At 73.1% G+C, this 16,326-nt stretch carries 13 protein-coding genes; 5 read left to right on the top strand and 8 right to left on the bottom strand.

Annotated elements, in window-relative coordinates:
• Positions 1-21 precede the first annotated feature (21 nt).
• Entirely contained in the window at positions 22-3,201 is a 3,180-nt protein-coding gene (locus tag ACIRQ7_RS11400) for a bifunctional cytochrome P450/NADPH--P450 reductase (RefSeq protein ID WP_404261763.1), read from the top strand.
• A 149-nt stretch (positions 3,202-3,350) separates the two neighbouring features.
• Positions 3,351-4,544, top strand: a complete 1,194-nt coding sequence (locus tag ACIRQ7_RS11395) for an FAD-dependent monooxygenase (RefSeq protein ID WP_404261762.1) — start codon at positions 3,351-3,353, stop codon at positions 4,542-4,544.
• Between the two features lie 25 nt (positions 4,545-4,569).
• On the opposite strand, the gene ACIRQ7_RS11390 is transcribed toward ACIRQ7_RS11395, so the two are convergent.
• Positions 4,570-5,094: a DUF2165 domain-containing protein gene (locus tag ACIRQ7_RS11390; protein WP_401466500.1), complete on the bottom strand. Its 525-nt coding sequence runs from the start codon at positions 5,092-5,094 to the stop codon at positions 4,570-4,572.
• Between the two features lie 168 nt (positions 5,095-5,262).
• On the opposite strand from ACIRQ7_RS11390, the gene ACIRQ7_RS11385 reads away from it, so the two are divergent.
• Positions 5,263-6,297: a phosphatidylinositol-specific phospholipase C domain-containing protein gene (locus tag ACIRQ7_RS11385; protein ID WP_404261761.1), complete on the top strand. Its 1,035-nt coding sequence runs from the start codon at positions 5,263-5,265 to the stop codon at positions 6,295-6,297.
• A gap of 34 nt (positions 6,298-6,331) precedes the next feature.
• Here the strand turns inward: ACIRQ7_RS11385 and ACIRQ7_RS11380 are convergent, their stop codons facing one another.
• From ACIRQ7_RS11380 to ACIRQ7_RS11350, 7 genes are all read right to left on the bottom strand, one after another.
• A complete protein-coding gene (locus ACIRQ7_RS11380) occupies positions 6,332-7,429 on the bottom strand; it encodes a trypsin-like serine peptidase (RefSeq protein WP_404261760.1) in 1,098 nt (365 codons plus the stop codon).
• Between the two features lie 460 nt (positions 7,430-7,889).
• Entirely contained in the window at positions 7,890-8,792 is a 903-nt protein-coding gene (locus ACIRQ7_RS11375; RefSeq protein WP_404261758.1) for a phosphatidylinositol-specific phospholipase C, read from the bottom strand.
• A gap of 179 nt (positions 8,793-8,971) precedes the next feature.
• Positions 8,972-9,934 carry an L-histidine N(alpha)-methyltransferase gene (gene egtD, locus ACIRQ7_RS11370; protein WP_404261756.1) on the bottom strand — a complete coding sequence of 321 codons (963 nt, stop codon included), beginning with the start codon at positions 9,932-9,934 and terminating at the stop codon, positions 8,972-8,974.
• Positions 9,931-10,686, bottom strand: a complete 756-nt coding sequence (egtC, locus tag ACIRQ7_RS11365; protein WP_404261755.1) for an ergothioneine biosynthesis protein EgtC — start codon at positions 10,684-10,686, stop codon at positions 9,931-9,933. Before egtC ends, egtD begins: the two co-directional genes overlap by 4 nt.
• Positions 10,686-11,987: an ergothioneine biosynthesis protein EgtB gene (gene egtB / locus ACIRQ7_RS11360; RefSeq protein ID WP_404262298.1), complete on the bottom strand. Its 1,302-nt coding sequence runs from the start codon at positions 11,985-11,987 to the stop codon at positions 10,686-10,688. The genes egtC and egtB overlap by 1 nt, the downstream gene beginning before the upstream one ends.
• Positions 11,988-11,989: 2 nt before the next feature.
• A complete protein-coding gene (egtA, locus tag ACIRQ7_RS11355; protein WP_401466482.1) occupies positions 11,990-13,336 on the bottom strand; it encodes an ergothioneine biosynthesis glutamate--cysteine ligase EgtA in 1,347 nt (448 codons plus the stop codon).
• A 331-nt stretch (positions 13,337-13,667) separates the two neighbouring features.
• Positions 13,668-14,879, bottom strand: a complete 1,212-nt coding sequence (locus tag ACIRQ7_RS11350) for a pyridoxal phosphate-dependent aminotransferase (RefSeq protein WP_401466479.1) — start codon at positions 14,877-14,879, stop codon at positions 13,668-13,670.
• A gap of 146 nt (positions 14,880-15,025) precedes the next feature.
• Here ACIRQ7_RS11350 and ACIRQ7_RS11345 point away from each other — a divergent pair, with 146 nt between their 5' ends.
• Both ACIRQ7_RS11345 and ACIRQ7_RS11340 read left to right on the top strand, forming a co-directional pair.
• Entirely contained in the window at positions 15,026-15,742 is a 717-nt protein-coding gene (locus tag ACIRQ7_RS11345) for a winged helix-turn-helix transcriptional regulator (protein ID WP_404261753.1), read from the top strand.
• Complete coding sequence (locus ACIRQ7_RS11340; RefSeq protein WP_404261751.1) at positions 15,739-16,221, top strand: hypothetical protein; 483 nt, start codon at positions 15,739-15,741, stop codon at positions 16,219-16,221. The genes ACIRQ7_RS11345 and ACIRQ7_RS11340 overlap by 4 nt, the downstream gene beginning before the upstream one ends.
• Positions 16,222-16,326 lie beyond the last annotated feature (105 nt).

Raw genomic sequence — 16,326 nt, 5'->3', positions numbered from 1 at the left:
CGGGCCGGTCACGCTGGAGACATGACCGACACCTTCGCGCTCCACTCCGACGAACGCGCCGCCGATGACGGCATTCCGGTCGCCGACCTTTCGGCGGCAGGTCTCACCACGGCGCCCATCCAGCAGGCCATGGACCTCGCCAGGACCCACGGCCCGGTCTTCAAGCGCAAGTTCCACGACCGCGAGACCCTCTTCGTCTCCTCGCTGGACCTGGTCGCCGAGATCGCCGACGAGACCCGTTTCGCCAAGGGCGTCTCGGTCGTGCTGGAGAACGTCAGAGAGTTCGCCGGTGACGGTCTGTTCACCGCCTACAACGACGAGCCGAACTGGGCCAAGGCACACGAGGTGCTGATGCCGGCCTTCGCGCTCGGCTCGATGCGCACCTACCACCCGGCGATGCTCAAGGTCGCCCGCCGCGTCATGGGGAGCTGGGACCGCCGGGTGGCCGACGGCGGCGCCATCGACGTCGCCGACGACATGACCCGGATGACGCTCGACACCATCGGGCTCGCCGGCTTCGGATTCGACTTCGAATCGTTCGCCCGCGACACCCCGCACCCCTTCGTCGAGTCCATGGTCCAGTGCCTCAAGTGGAGCATGACCAAATTCTCGCGAGACCCGGACGCCGACCACTCCGCCCAGGACGCGGCGTTCCGGGCCGACGCGGACTACCTGGCGTCCGTCGTCGACGAGGTCATCGCCGCCCGGACGGCGAGCGGCGACATGGGTGACGACGACCTGCTCGGCCTGATGCTCGGTGCCACGGACCAGGGGGACGGCGCGGCCGGCAACGGCCCCACCCTCGATCTCGCCAACATCCGCAACCAGGTCATCACCTTCCTGATCGCCGGCCACGAAACCACCTCCGGTGCGCTCTCCTTCGCCCTCTACCACCTCCTCAAGGACCCGGCCGCGCTGCGCATGGCCCAGCGCGAGGCCGACGAACTGTGGGGCGACGACAGCGACCCCGACCCGTCCTTCGAGGACATCGGGCGGCTGCCCTTCACCCGGCAGGTCCTCAACGAGGCGCTCCGGCTGTGGCCGACGGCCGCCGCGTTCAGCCGGCAGGCCCGCGAGGACACCGTGATCGGCGGCCGCTACCCGGTCAAGGCGGGGGAGCTGATGACGGTGCTCACGCCGATGCTGCACCGCGACCCGGTCTGGGGCGACAACCCGGAGATGTTCGACCCGGCCCGTTTCGGCCCGGAGGCCGAGGCCGCCCGCTCGCCGCACGCGTACAAGCCCTTCGGGACCGGCGAACGCGCCTGCATCGGGCGGCAGTTCGCGCTGCACGAGGCCACCATGCTGCTCGCCCTGCTGGTGCACCGCTACCGCCTGATCGACCACACCGACTACCGGCTGCGCATCAAGGAAACGCTGACCCTCAAGCCCGACGAGTTCACTCTCACCCTGGCCGCCCGTACCCCCGCGGACCGCGCCGCGACCCGCGCCGCCCTGGCCGTGCTCCCCGGCAGCGCCACCGCCGACGACCACACAGCCACCGACGACGGCCTGCCGACCCGGGCCGCGCAGGGCACCGGGCTGCTCCTGCTGCACGGCACCAACTACGGCACCTGCCGCGAGTTCGCCGAACGGCTCGCCGACGAGGCCACCGGGCTGGGCTTCGCCGCCGACGTCGCCCCGCTCGACGCGCACGCCGGCGCGCTGCCCGCGGACCGGCCCGTCGTCATCGTCGCCGCCTCTTACAACGGTCAGCCCACCGACGACGCGGCGGCCTTCGTCAACTGGCTCCGCACCGCACCGGAGGCCGCCGCGGCGGATGTGCCGTTCGCCGTCCTGGGCGTCGGCGACCGCAACTGGGCCGCGACCTACCAGCACGTCCCCATGCTCATCGACGACCGCCTCGACGCGCTCGGCGCCACCCGTCTGCTGCCCCGCGCCGAAGCCGACGCCTCCGGGGATCTCAGCGGCACCGTCAAGGAGTTCACCGCCGCGCTGCGCGCCGAGCTGCTGGCGCGCTACGGCGACCCGGCGAGCATCGGCGCGAGTGCCCCGGCCGCCGAGGACACCGGCTACACCGTCACCGAGATCACCGGCGGCCCGCTGGACGCGCTGGCCGCCCGGCACGACCTCGCCCTGATGACCGTCACCGAGGCATACGACCTCACCGCGCAGGACTGGCCGCGGCCCAAGCGGTTCCTGCGGATCGCGCTCCCCGACGGCGTCACCTACCGCACCGCCGACCACCTCGCCGTCCTGCCGGTCAACTCCCCGGCGGCCGTCGAGCGGGCCACCCGCGCCCTGGGCGTCGACCCGGACACCCTTCTCGCGCTGCACGCCGGCCGCCCCGGCCGCGACACGCTGCCCGTCGACCGGCCGCTGACCGTACGCCAACTGCTCACCCACCACCTGGAGTTGGGTACCCGCCCGACGCCCGAACAGGTCGCCCTGCTCGCCGCCGGCAACCCCTGCCCGCCCGAGCGCACGGCCCTGGAGAACCTCGCCGAGGACGACCCCCGCACCGTCCTCGACCTGATCGAGGCACACCCGGCGCTGCGCGGCGCGCTGAGCTGGCCGGCGATCCTGGAGCTGCTGCCGCCGCTGCGCACCCGGCACTACTCCCTGTCGTCCTCGCCCGCGGCGGACGCCGGACACGCCGATCTGATGGTCTCCCTGCTGCCCGGCGGCACCGGCTCCACCCATCTGCACACGCTGCGGCCCGGCGACACCATCCTGGCCCGGGTCCAGCCCTGCCGGGAGGCCTTCCGGCTCGATGCGGCCGATGACACCCCCGTCATCATGATCGCGGCCGGCACCGGACTCGCGCCGTTCCGCGGCGCCGTCGCCGACCGCGTCGCCGCCGGCCAGAGTGCCCCCGCGCGGCTCTACTTCGGCTGCGACGACCCCGACGGCGACTTCCTGCACGCCGCCGAATTCGCCGCGGCGGAGGCCGCCGGAGCGATCTCCGTACGCCCCGTCTTCAGCGCCCGCCCCGAACACGGCCACCGCTTCGTCCAGCACCGGATCGCCGCCGAGGCGGACGAGGTGTGGGAGCTGCTGGCGGCCGGCGCGCGGGTCTACGTCTGCGGCGACGGCAGCCGGATGGCGCCCGGGGTCCGGGCCGCCTTCCGCGACCTGCACGGCGGCCGGACCGGCGCCTCGGTCCAGGAGTCCGAGGCCTGGCTGCGCGAACTGACCGCCTCCGGGCGCTACATCGAGGACGTCTACGCGGCCGGCTGACGCCCCCGGGTGCAGCGGATGTCCCCCGGCGGCCACGGGTACTGGAACTCGTGGCCCGCCGGGGCCAAGGTGGAGGGTGCGGCCACCGGAGCCGCACCGTTCGACGGCCGCAGGCCAAGGCCCGCGGCCCGACTTGGGGGACACACGGCATGACCAAAGCTCTCATCATCGGCGGTGGCATCGCGGGGGCGGTGACCGCGATGGCCCTGCAGAAGGCCGGAATCGAAGCGGAGATCTTCGAGGCCTACCCGACCGGCGCCGACGACGTCGGTGCCTTCCTCGTCGTCTTCGCCAACGGCCTGGAAGCACTCCGGGTGATCGACGCGCACGGCCCCGTCGTGGACCACTCCTTTCCCGCGCAGCGGGTGGAACTCATCGACGACCGCGGTACCCGTATCGGGGAGCGGCCCCTGTCGGGTGTCGCGCAGGGCGCGGAACTCGGCCCGCGCACCCTGCGCCGCGCCACCCTCTACCAGGTCCTGCACGCCGAGGCGGCGCGCCGCGGCATTCCCGTGCACCACGGAAAGCGGCTGGTCGGCGCCGAGACCGTGCACTCCTCCGAGGGGAAGCGGGTGGTCGCGTCGTTCGCCGACGGCTCCGCCGCCGAGGGTGACCTGCTGATCGGCGCGGACGGCCTGCACTCCGTCACCCGCACCCTCATCGACCCGGCCGCGCCGCGCCCCCGCTACACCGGCCAGAACACCGTCTGCGGCTACACCCCCGACGCCAAGAACCCGCCGGCCCCCGACACCTACACCATGATCTCCGGCAAGCGGGCCTTCCTCGGCTGCACGCTCGCCCCGGACGGCTCGGTCTGGTGGTTCGCCAACGTCCCCGGCACCGAGCTGGACCGGACCGACCCGCAGGCCGCCGACCCCGCGGAATGGCGCAGGACGGTCGCCGCGCTCTTCGATGACGACGACACCCAGGCCGCCGCCCTCGTCCGGGCCACCGGCGAGCGGATCACCGTCTCCAACGCCTACGACCTCGCCACCACCCCCATCTGGCACACCGACACCATGGTCGTCCTCGGCGACGCCGCGCACGCCGCCGCGCCCAACGCCGCCCAGGGCGCGTCCATGGCCATCGAGGACGGCATCGTGCTGGCCAAGTGCCTGCGCGACCACCCGGACCCCGAGAGCGCCTTCACCGCCTACGAGGCGCTGCGCCGCGAGCGGGTGGAGAAGGTCGTCGCGGCCAGCGGCGGCATGGCGCGGCGCAACGCCTCCGGCGCCGCCGGCCAGGCCGCCCTGCGTGCGGAGCGCACGCGCGCCGAGGAGCGCCCGCAGGGCGACGGCACGGACGACCGTGACTGGCTGACCGGCTACCGCATCGAGTGGTGAGCGCGGGGGCGGCGCGGGCGGCGGGCTACTCGCCGTCCGCGCGCCGCCCCTCCGCCCCCGGCAGATGGATGACCACCAGCACGAGCGCGGCGACGGTGAAGTTCCGGGTGGCCGCGTCCAGGCCGTTCCAGTCCTTCGACTGCCACATCGCGAACCACTCGCCGCCTATCGCCAGGAACCCCGCGCCGAACAGCGCCAGCACCATCAGCAGCCCGAGGGTGGTCACCCGCCGGGCCCGCGCCACCGTGCCGCGGCGCAGCGCCATGAGCCACAGGCCCGTACCGGCCAGCAGTGCCACGGCGGCCACCGACTCCCAGGCGATGATCGCCATATAGGCGGCGTCCTGCGCGGAGTGCGAGGTGATGGCACGCCACATCAGGTCCTTGTCCTTGAACGTGGTGTCCATGGCCAGCACATGCCGGACGAACTCCCGATTGGTGTCGAAGTCGGTGATATTGCCGAAGGCCACGAGCGCGATGTACAGCGCGACCGTGGCCGTGAGCACCCCCGCCGCGACCGGCAGCGCCGTTCCGTGCTTCCTGGTGGTCATGCACTCTCCCTGAATGTCCGTGATCGTCGGGGTCGCCGTCCGTTTCCGTACCGGCCACCCGCCCCTTGGTCCCTGCCGTGCCCAACTCCCGTACGCTGCTGCCCACTCGACCGGTTGACCGGCCGGACGAGCGGCCGGACCGGCCGACGAGCCAGGGGAGAGCGGACGATGAACAAGACGCGGTGCGTGGGGACGGTAGCCGTCGCGGCGGCGACGGTGATCGCGGTGAGCGGCCCGGCGGGTGCCGAGCCGTCCGCCATGACATACGGCACCAGCACGTCGGTGGGCGTCCACAACGCCTACGAGAAGGACAAGTATCCCTACTTCGCGGACGCCTTGGACTCCGGCGCCGCCCTGCTCGAACTCGACGTCTGGTCCAACGGTTTCGGATCGTCCTGGCGGGTCTCGCACAGCAATCCGATCGCGAACAACAATAACTGCGAGAACGCCCAGGCCCCCTCCGAACTGCGCACCAAGAAGCGCGACCAGGATCTCGGCGGCTGTCTCTCCGACATGAAGGCCTGGCACGACGCCCACCCCGGACACGGGCCCGTCCTCGTCAAGGTCGAGATGAAGGACGGCTTCAACGCCAAGGGCGGCCGGGGGCCCGCGGAGTTCGACGCCCTCGTCCGGCAGAAGCTCGGCGACGCGGTCTACGGCCCCGGCGATCTGGCCGCCGGCCACGCCACTCCCGACGAGGCCGTGCAGGCCGGCGGCTGGCCCGCGCGCTCCGACCTCGCCGGCAAGTTTCTCTTCGAGCTGATACCCGGCACCGTCGAGGAGGGCAACCCGGTCGACAACCTCTGGACCGATGTGGAGTACGCGGGCCACCTCAAGGACCTCGCCGGGAAGGGGGAGTTGGCGCGGTCGACGGCCTTCCCCGCGGTGCACGGCGCGGCCGCCGGCGACCCCCGCGAGCGCTACTCCGACCCGGCCCTGCGCCCCTACTTCGTGGTGTTCGACGGCGACGCGGCGACGTATCTGAACGGCAGCATCAACACCGCCTGGTACGACGACCGGCACTACCTGCTCGTCATGACGGACGCGCACAACGTCCCGCCGGTCATCGACGGCACCCGCCCGACCGAGGCGGAAGCGCTGGCCCGGGTCAAGCAGCTCGCCGCCGCGCACGCCAGCTTCGTGACCGCCGACTGGTATCCGCTGCCGTCCGTCCTCAAGACGGTGCTGCCGCGCGGCGCCTGAGAGGGGGCCGGCGGCGGGGGCCCCGGCGCTCAGCTCACGAGGTCGCCCGCCGGTAGAGCGCGGCCACTTCCGCGCCGAGGCGGCTGCTGTACGACGTGGCGTCGTCCCCGCCTTCGTCCTGGCCCCCGATCACGCCGATCAGCGTGCCGGTACCGGTGGCCGGGTCGAGGTCGGTGAGCATCGGCCCGCCGCTCGTTCCGTTCGGGAACCCCGCGCAGGAGAAGCGGAGTTGGGTCGGACTCGCGGCGTCCACCGGGTGCCGGCAGCCGATCGGCGCGTCCTGGTCGTCGGGATAGCCGGTCAGCTGCGCCGGGCGGCCGGCCGGTGCGTCGAAGCGGATCCGTTCGGCGCCGGTGACGTCCTCGATCCGGCCGCCGTCCCGTGCCGCCGCCCCGGAACCCTTCGGCCCCACCCTCCGTACCCGCAGGAACGCCACGTCGCGGTCGGGGTCCCGGTCGCTGATCCAGCGCGGATCGACATCGATCCGGGTGGGCACCCACAAGCCGTACGGCACGATCCCGTCGTGCAGACCGGGGGCGAACACCAGCCGCGTGTGGAACCCGCCGTCATGCACGCAGTGCGCGGCGGTGACGACGAGATCGCCGGCCGGCGCGTGCACCACGCTCGCGGTGCAGTGGTGCCGGGGCTCGCTGTCGTCCTCGGGGGAGAACAGCGCGCCTATCGGCGGCGAGGGGGCGGTGGGCGCCGCTTCCGGCGGCCGGGAAGCGGGAAGCGGCGCGTGCCTGCCGCTGGGTGTTCTCCCCACCGCAGGCCCCGGCTGCTCGGTGTACGGCCCGGCCCGGACCGCCGCCGCGGCCCCTTCCCCGACACTGCGCGCCGGGAGGTACACGCCCGCGGCCACGTCCCCCGCGGCCAGATCCGGGTCGCCCCGCCCGCTCCCCAGCAGCAGCGCGCTGCCGCCCCCGACGACGGTCAGCAGGGCGAGCGCCAGCGTCGCCCGCAGCGGCAGCCCGGCGCGCCCGCGCCCCGTACGCGGCGGCGGGCCGTGCGGCGGGGCCCCCGGCGCCGCGGCGTCCGGATCCGGTGCCCTGTTCCGGTCTCGGATCGGTCCGGTGCCCAGGTCCCCGCCCGGTTCGTCGGCCGGGACGGGCCCGCGTTCGCTCGTCTCCACCTGCTGCCGCCTCGCCGTATCAGCCGGTGGCACGTCGCCGGAGGGCCGGGATGACACCGGAACCAGACATTTCCCTCAGTCTGCTGCACGGCGTCCCGGCCCGGTCCGGTGTCCCCGCCGCGCGCGGCCCGCCGCGGCCCCCGCCGGCCCGGCCGCAGCCCCCCGGCACGGCACCCGGAGCCACCGGGTGCCCCGCTCACCCATTCAGGTGGCACACCACCTGCCGCGCGCCACCGGCACCCGCCCGCCAAGGAGCGTCGCCAAAGTCCCTCCCCGGCTCACGCCGGAAGGTGCCCCCAGCCTCGCGGCGCCCGGCACGCACAGCCCCACGCCTGAACGGCGCGGGACCCCTCTGTGCTGTCGGGATCGTCCCGGGACGGCCGGTACCGGGACGATCCCGACAAGGGGGCGGGCACGGGTGCCAGGCGTCGCGAGGCAGGCGGGAGTGTGACGACAGCCCCTAGGCCGCCGCGTTGTGCCGGAACAGGGTTTCGGCCAGTCCGGACTCGTTGGGGAAGTCCATCGGGACGATGCCAAGGCCCGTCCAGTCCGTTCCGTCCGTCCCCTCCAGCAGGCTCTTGACCTGGGGATTGAGGCGGTCCGCGTTGGAGCGGGGCGGCAGCAGTGCGGAGGTGCTGACGTAGTTGACGAACAGCTTGCCCGGCTGGGCGGCGGCCTTGCGGAACTGCGCCTCGACCTTCGGGTACTTCGCGAAGGGCTCGGCCATGTAGTCGTCCTGGATGTCGAAGAGCTCCGGATCGGCGTAGCGGACGCCGCCCAGCCCGTCCGAGTCCGCCAGCAGCACGACCTTGCCGCGTGCCTGTCCGAGCGTCGGCAGGCCGGCGTCCAGCCGGAACAGCGACCGGTAGCCCTTGTCGTCCAGGTAGACCTCGAATATCCGGCGGAACTCCTCGGCGGAGACCTCCGAGTACTCCTGCTTGACCCGCATCAGCACCGTCTCGCCCGGGTGTGCCTCCAGGAACGCCCGGCAGGCGTTGAGCACATCGCCGAACATCAACTCCTGGTAGAACGCGCCGTGGTGAATGGCGAACACCCCGTCGATGGCCCGGCACCGTACGTCCAGGAAACGGATGCCGCTGTTGAGCTGGGCGTCGATCGCGGTGTTCTGGCAGGCGACCCACGGACCGCCCACTCGGGCGCCGGAGTCGTGCGTGCCGGGGATCGTCAGCCGCTGGACGGGCGTGCCGTCACCGAGCGCGGACATCCAGTCCTGCGCGGACAACGCCGCCGCCCGGCGCGGTGCCGCGCCGGCCGTGAACTGCCCGCTGCCGACGCCCGCCAGCACCCCGACGGCCGACAACCCGGCCGCGCCCCTGAGGAAACCTCGCCGATCCAGCCCCATCCCGCTACCCCTGCCCCTTGAGTCGGCACGGCGCACGACTGCCCCGGTGCGCACGCGTGATCGAAGCATCGAACCACACCGGGGGCCGCACCGGCACCCGGCCGACGGACCCGGGATCCCCGGCCGGGGGAGAGTGCCTCAGGGGCCGCGGCGAGAAGGCCGCGGCCCCGCGGTACGGATCAGACGCGGACCGAGAGCGACAGCGCGAACCGCTCCGCGCTGTCCGTCCACCACTGGCTCAACTCCATGCCGCTCGCGGCGAGTTCGGCGCGCATCCCGTCCTCGCGGAATTTGCTGGAGACCTCGGTGCGCACCTCCTCGCCCGCGGCGAACGACACCGCCAGATCCACCCCGGGGATCTTGACCGTCAGGTCCTGCCGGGCCCGCAGCCGCATCTCGATCCACTCGTGCTCGGCGTTCCACAGCGCGACATGGTCGAAGTCCGCCGGGTCGAAGTCGCCGCCCAGCTCGCGGTTGATGACCTGCAGCACGTTCTTGTTGAAGGCGGCCGTCACTCCCTGCGCGTCGTCGTAGGCGGCGACCAGTGTGGCCTCCTCCTTGACGAGATCGCAGCCCAGCAGCAGCGCGTCGCCCGGGGACAGCAGGCCGTGCACGGACCGCAGGAACGCCGACCGCTCCTCGGGGAGCAGATTGCCGATGGTGCCGCCGAGGAACGCCAGCAGCCGCGGCCCGGGGGACGGGGGGAGGGTCATCTCCTGCAGGAAGTCCGCGACCAGGGCCTGCACCGTGAGGTCCGGATGGTCGGCGAGCAGCCCCTCACCGGCAGCGGTCAGCGCGGACTCGCTGACGTCGACGGGCAGATAGGTCCGCAGCTCCGTCAGCGCGGCGATGAGGTGGCGCGTCTTGTCGGAGGACCCCGAGCCCAGCTCGATGAGGGTGTGGGCGCCGGTGGCCGCGGCGATATGGCCGGCGCGGGTGAGCAGGATCTCCCGCTCCGCGCGGGTGGGGTAGTACTCGGGCAGCCTGGTGATCTCCTCGAACAGTTCGCTGCCGCGGGCGTCGTAGAACCACTTGGGCGGCAGCTGTTTCGGCGTACGGGTCAGCCCCTGGGCGACGTCGGCGCGCAGCGCGGCGGCGGTGGCGTCGGCAGGGAGGATGCGGGTGATGCTGAGGGGGCTCACGCAGCGGGCTCCTTGAGCGGGGAGAGGCGGACGTCGTGACGGGTGGCGGTCAGCAAGGTGCCGTCGGGGACCTCGGTCCAGTGGGGGGAATCGTCGTACGGCTCGGAGGCGACGACCGTGCCACCCTCGGGAAGTGCCAGGTGGAACAGCGTGTCGCCCCAGGTCGTGGCGGCGATGGTGGTGCCGTCGGTGAGCAGCAGATTGAGCCGTGAGCCGGGCGCGGCCGCCGCCACCGCGAGAACCGTGTCGGCCAGCGCCTCGCCCGGGGCGTCGCCGCTCGTCAACCGGTGCTGGACCAGCGCCCACAGCAGCGCGGTGTCACATCGGGCCTGCAACCGCAGCAGCTCCTCGGCCGGCAGCGCGGCGGCCTGCCCGGCGAGCGAGCCCGGCCAGCCGGCCACCGCGCCGTTGTGGCTGAACAGATACCGGCCGGCGGCGAACGGCGCGGCGGCCGCCTCGGCGTCCGCGCCGGCCTCGGTGGCATCGCGTACGGCGGCGAGCAGTGCGCCGGTGCGCACCACCCGCCCCAGATCGGGCAGCTGCTCATCGGCCCAGATCGGCCCGGCCCGCCGGTAGCGGGCGGGCACCGGGTCGCCGGGCGCGTACCAGCCGACACCGAAGCCGTCGGCGTTGACCGTGCCGTGGCGTTGCAGACGGGGTGCCCACGACTGGCGGTACAGGCCGTGCGCCGGCTTGAGCACCACCTCGCCGAACGGTATCTCCGGTCCCAGGTAGGCAAGGTGACGGCACATCAGATATCGGCGTCCGCGGCGGTGCGGAAGCCGGAGAAGATCTGCCGCCGGAGGGGCAGGTCCCAGTTGCGGAACGTCCCCCGGCAGGCGACCGGGTCGACGGCGAACGAGCCGCCCCGCAGCACCTTGTACGGCCCGCCGAAGAACACCTCCGAATACTCCCGGTAGGGGAAGGCGGCGAACCCCGGATACGGCAGGAAGTCGCTCGCCGTCCACTCCCACACATCACCGATCAACTGCCGTACGCCCAGCGGTGACTGGCCCTCCGGATAGCTGCCCACGGGGGCCGGCTGCAGATGCCGCTGGCCGAGGTTGGCGTGCGCCGGCGTCGGCTCCTCGTCGCCCCAGGGGTAGCGCATGGTCCGCCCGGAGGCCGGATCGTGCCGCGCGGCCTTCTCCCACTCCGCCTCGGTCGGCAGCCGTCGCCCCGCCCAGCGTGCATAGGCGTCCGCCTCGTACCAACTGACGTGCAGCACCGGCTCGTCGGTCGGCACCGGCTCGGTCACCCCGAACCGCCGGCGCAGCCACCGGCCGCCCTCGTGGCGCCAGAACAGCGGTGCGCGCAGCCCGTGTTCGCGCACCTGCGCCCAGCCCTCCGGAGCCCACCAGCGCGGCTCGTCATAGCCGCCGTCCTCGATGAACCGCTGGTAGGCGCCGTTGCTGACCGGTGTGGTGTCCATCAGGAAGGACCGCACCGGGCGGTGGTGCGCGGGGCGTTCGTTGTCCAGCGCCCAGGGTTCGGTGGACGTCCCCATGGTGAACGGGCCGCCGGGCACCAGGACCTCGGTCGGCAGGATGCCGTCCGAGGTGACCGGCGGCGCCGGCGCCGTGAGCGCGGCGGGCCCGCGGCGCAGCTGATGCGTGATGAGCATGGTCTCGTCGTGCTGCTGCTCATGCTGCGCGATCATGCCGAAGGCGAAGCCGGCGTCGAGCAGCGGACCGCCGCGCAGCGGAGTGCTCTCCAGGACGTCCAGCACCCGGCCGCGGACCTCGGCGACATAGCCGTGCGCCTCGGCGGGCGCCAGCAGCGGCAGCGAGGGGCGCGCGGCGCGCGGATGCTCGAACGCGTCGTAGACGGAATCGATGTCCGGCCGCAGCGGGTCACGCCCGCCGACGGCGCGCAGCAGCCACTGCTCCTCCTGGTTGCCTATGTGGGCCAGGTCCCACACCAGGGGGGACATCAGAGGAGAGTGCTGCGCCAGCAGGTCGGGCTCCTCGACGCACGTGGTCAGCAGGCGGGTGCGGTCGCGGGCGGCGAGCAGCGCCGTGGCGGCACGCTCCCGGAGCGTCTCGGGATCCATGGTCACGGACTGTCCTTCCCAAGAGTGAGCTCGCCCCCGGCCGCGGGGGGCGACGAGGGGCCGGTGAGGCCCGTGGGGGCGGTCAGGTCGTCGGCGGGTGCGGCCGGCTCCGCGTACAGGGCGTCCAGATGGTCGTCCGCGGGGCAGCGCCCGCGCGCCACATAGCGCTCGGTGAACTCCCGGACGGCCGCGAGGACGTCCGGCGAGGCGCCGAGCCGCGGCAGCGCATCCTGCGCGGCGGCGAAGCAGCCCACCGCCGCGGCGTGCAGCTCCGGGTCCGTCAGCGCCCCGCGTGCCGCACGCCGCCACAGCGGATTGCGCGGCGCCGGACGCGAACCGGCGGTCTCCGCGAGGGGCTTCACCAGGCGGTAGGCACGCTCGGCCGCCTCCGGATCGTCGAAGAGCGCGGCGGTGACGGCCAGCGGCACGATCCACCCGGCCTCGCCCGCCTGCGCGTCGATCATCCGCAGCTCCAGGTGGCCGCGCGGCCGGACGGGCGGGAAGAGGGTGGTGACGTGGTAGTCGAGATCGTCGACGGTGGGCGGCCTGGGCACGCCCGTACGGACCCACTCGCGGAAGGTCAGGCCCTCGGGTGCGTCCCAGACACCGTCGTCGCAGCGGATGCACATCACCGGGGCGTCCAGGACATAGCGCGCCCAGGCGCCGCGGAGATCGGGGTCCTCGGGCGGGGCCAGGGTGCGGTCCGGGTCGAGCTGCGACCACACGACCTGCCGGGTGGTGCGGTAGCCGGTGGGGCAGCCCTCACTGGTCGGCGAATTCGCGAAGGCCGCGGCCAGCACCGCGCCCAGCAGATGGGCCAGCAGCCACCGCCGGCCGTGCCCGAGCGGCCCCGGCTCCTCGTACCCGGCGTCCACGCACACCTGCACGGACGCGGTCGCGCACATCATGGAGCGCCCGGCACCGCCCCAGCGGTCGAAATACGCCTCCATGGCGTTGTACCGCGGGTCGGTGAGCACACGCTGCGGGGCGTGCCACGGATTGTGGCCGTGGCCCGCCATGCCCAGACCCATGTCGCGCATCGCGGGACGGACCAGCGCGAGATCGGCGGCGACCGACTCGATACACGCGGTGAGGGTGGTGGCGGGGAGCGAGCTGAGCTCCAGCTGGCCGCCGGGTTCGAAGGTCAGGAGGGAGTTGAGGGGGAGGGTGCGCAACGCGGTGGCCGCGGCGTGCAGCCGGGACGGTTCGACCGGACATCGGGGGTTGCGTGCGTCGTGGACCAGCCATTCGATCTCGACGCCGATGCGCCGCGGCGGACCTGTCTTGAAACATATTCCGCGCAGGTGAGCTTCCAGGTCCGCTTCCGTCGCCGCAGGTCGTACGGGCATCGTTTCCCTCTCCCCTCCGGGGTGGCGGCAGGTTTGCCGACCTCCACCTAAGCGGGTGCGGGCGATGCGCTCAAGGGCGCAACCCCGCCGCGGACGGCGAAGGGCGGGCGCCCGCCGGGGGAGCGGACCGGCCGGGGGAGGGGGCCACCGGACGGGGCCGCGACGCCCGCTCGGCGGCAGGACCGCCTTCCCGCCCGCCATCCCACCGTAGGACCGGTCCGGGCAGCGGCGCATGTGCGGCGGGAGCGGGCCACGAGGCGGGGCGGAGGGGTCCGCCCGTTCGAGTGAGGGGCGAGGGACGCCCGCGGCGGCGCCGCCGGCGTCCCGGCGTTCACTGGCGGTAGCCCGCCAGGAAGCGGCCGATCCGGCTGATCGCCGCGTCGAGGTCGTCTGCGTGCGGAAGGGTGAGGATGCGGAAGTGATCCGGGCGCGGCCAGTTGAAGCCGGTGCCCTGGACGACCTGGATCTTCTCCCGGAGCAGCAGGTCGAGGACGAATTTCTCGTCGTCGTGGATCTTGTGTACGGCGGGGTCCAGACGCGGGAACGCGTACAGCGCGCCCTTGGGTTTGACGCAGGAGACGCCCGGGATCTCGTTCAGCCGCTCCCAGGCCACATCGCGCTGTTCGCGCAGCCGGCCGCCGGGCAGGACGAGATCGTTGATGCTCTGCCGGCCGCCGAGCGCCGCCTGGATGGCGTACTGCGCGGGTGCGTTGGGGCACAGCCGCATGGAGGCGAGGATGCCCAGGCCCTCCAGGTAGTCCGCGGCGTGTTCCTTCGGGCCGGTGACGACCACCCAGCCGGAGCGGAATCCGGCGACGCGGTAGGACTTGGACAGGCCGCTGAAGGTCAGGCACACCAGGTCGGGGGCGACCTCCGCGGCGTGGTGGTGGACCTCGTCGTCGTAGAGGATCCGGTCGTAGATCTCGTCGGCGAAGACCATCAGCTGGTGACGCCGGGCGAGGTCGAGCATGCCCTCCAGGAGCTCGCGGGGGTAGACGGCGCCGGTGGGGTTGTTGGGGTTGATGATGACCATCGCCCGGGTCCGGTCGGTGATCTTCGAGGCGAGGTCGTCGAGATCCGGCAGCCAGTCCGCGGACTCGTCGCAGAGGTAGTGCACGGCCTTGCCGCCGGCGAGCGTGGTGACGGCGGTCCACAGCGGGAAGTCCGGGGCCGGGATCAGCACCTCGTCGCCGTCGTCGAGCAGCGCCTGGACCGCCATCGAGACGAGTTCGGAGACGCCGTTGCCGAGGTAGATGTCATCGACGTCGACGTCCGGCAGCCCGCTTTGCTGGTAGTGCTGGGCCACCGCGCGGCGGGCGGAGAGAATGCCGCGCGAGTCGGTGTAGCCGTGTGCGCCCGAGAGGTGGCGGATCACGTCCTGAAGGATCTCCTCGGGGGCCTCGAAGCCGAAGAGCGCCGGGTTTCCGGTGTTCAGCCGCAGCACGCTGTGGCCGGCCTCCTCCAGGGCGTCCGCGTGGCGGATCACCGGCCCGCGGATCTCGTAGCAGACGTCGGCCATCTTGTTCGACTGCTTGAACTGCATGCGGCGGCCTCCCGGTCCTCGCTCACCGCGTGCCGCGGCGGCATCCGTCTTCGGTGGTGCGTCGTTCCCCTGCATTGTCGGCACACCGTACTTGGTTTTACCAAGTCCCAACTTGGAAAATCCAACCACATGTCTATGCTGGTGTCATGCCGCGTCGAAGTTATGACCAGTACTGCGCCGTCGCACGGGCCCTGGACACCGTGGGCGACCGCTGGACGCTCCTGATCGTCCGGGAACTCCTGGGCGGCTCCCGGCGCTACACCGACCTGCACGCCGACCTGCCCGGCGTCAGCACCGACATGCTCGCCTCCCGCCTCAAGGACATGGAACGCGACGGCCTCGTCACCCGCCGCCGGCTCACCCCGCCCGGCGCCGCCTTCGTCTACGAACTCACCGCCCGGGGCCGCGGCCTGCTGCCCACCCTCACCGCCCTCGCCGACTGGGGCGCCCCCGCCCTCGACGAGAAGCGCCCCACCGACGCCGTCCGCGCCCACTGGTTCGCGGTCCCTCTCATCGCCCGCCTCGTCCGGCACTTCAGTACGGGGCCGGAGGCCGGCGGCGCCATCGAGGTCGTCGACGTCACCCTCGACGAGGGCGAGTTCCACGTCGTCCTCGGCGACGCCGGACCGGACGGCGGCGGGTTCGGTGACGCGCCCGGCGCGCGCTACGCGGAGGGACCGGCCGAGCACCCCGACGTCCGCCTCCGGATGGACACCGCGACCTGCGCCGAGGTCGCGTACGATCACCTCTCCCTCGCACAGGGCATCGAATCCGGCCGGATCGAGGTCACCCTGACGGAGGGACACGTGCAGCCGGCACAACGGCGGCGGGAACACCCGAGGAAGAAGGCGGCAACGGCATGACGGCGCGTCCCCTGGCGGTCTTCGACCTGGACGGCACCCTCGCCGACTCCGGTCACCGGCAGGATCTGCTCACCCGCGCCCCGCGCGACTGGAAGGCCTTCTTCGCCGCCGCCACCCAGGACCCGCCACTCGCCGAGGGCGTCGCCCTGGCGCTGCGCAACGCCGAGGACTGCGAGGTCGTCTACCTCACCGGCCGCCCCGAGCGCTGCCGCCGCGACACCCTGGCCTGGCTCGCGGAGCACGGCCTGCCCGAGGGCCGGCTGTGGATGCGCCCGCACGACGACCGCCGTCCGGCGCGGCTGACCAAGCTGGAGATCCTGCGCCGGATCGCCCGCGGCCGCGAGGTCCGGCATGTCGTCGACGACGACGAACTCGTCTGTGACGCCTGCGAGACGGCCGGCTTCCGGGTGGTGCGGGCCCGCTGGGCGCGCCCGTCCGAGGAGATGCAAGACGCCCAGGAGCGGGCGGGGCGTACGTAAGGACCGGGGGCCCGGCCCACGGCGCGCACGCCTCACGCACCGTCAGGCGCCGCCACCCGTACGGCAGAGCGTTCCGGGCGTGGTGAGCGATCGGCCGTCCGTTCG

This window comes from Streptomyces sp. NPDC101393 (genome assembly GCF_044767385.1).
In the GTDB taxonomy this organism is placed as follows: Bacteria; Actinomycetota; Actinomycetes; order Streptomycetales; family Streptomycetaceae; genus Streptomyces.
This window is presented reverse-complemented; position numbering and strand designations above follow the sequence as displayed.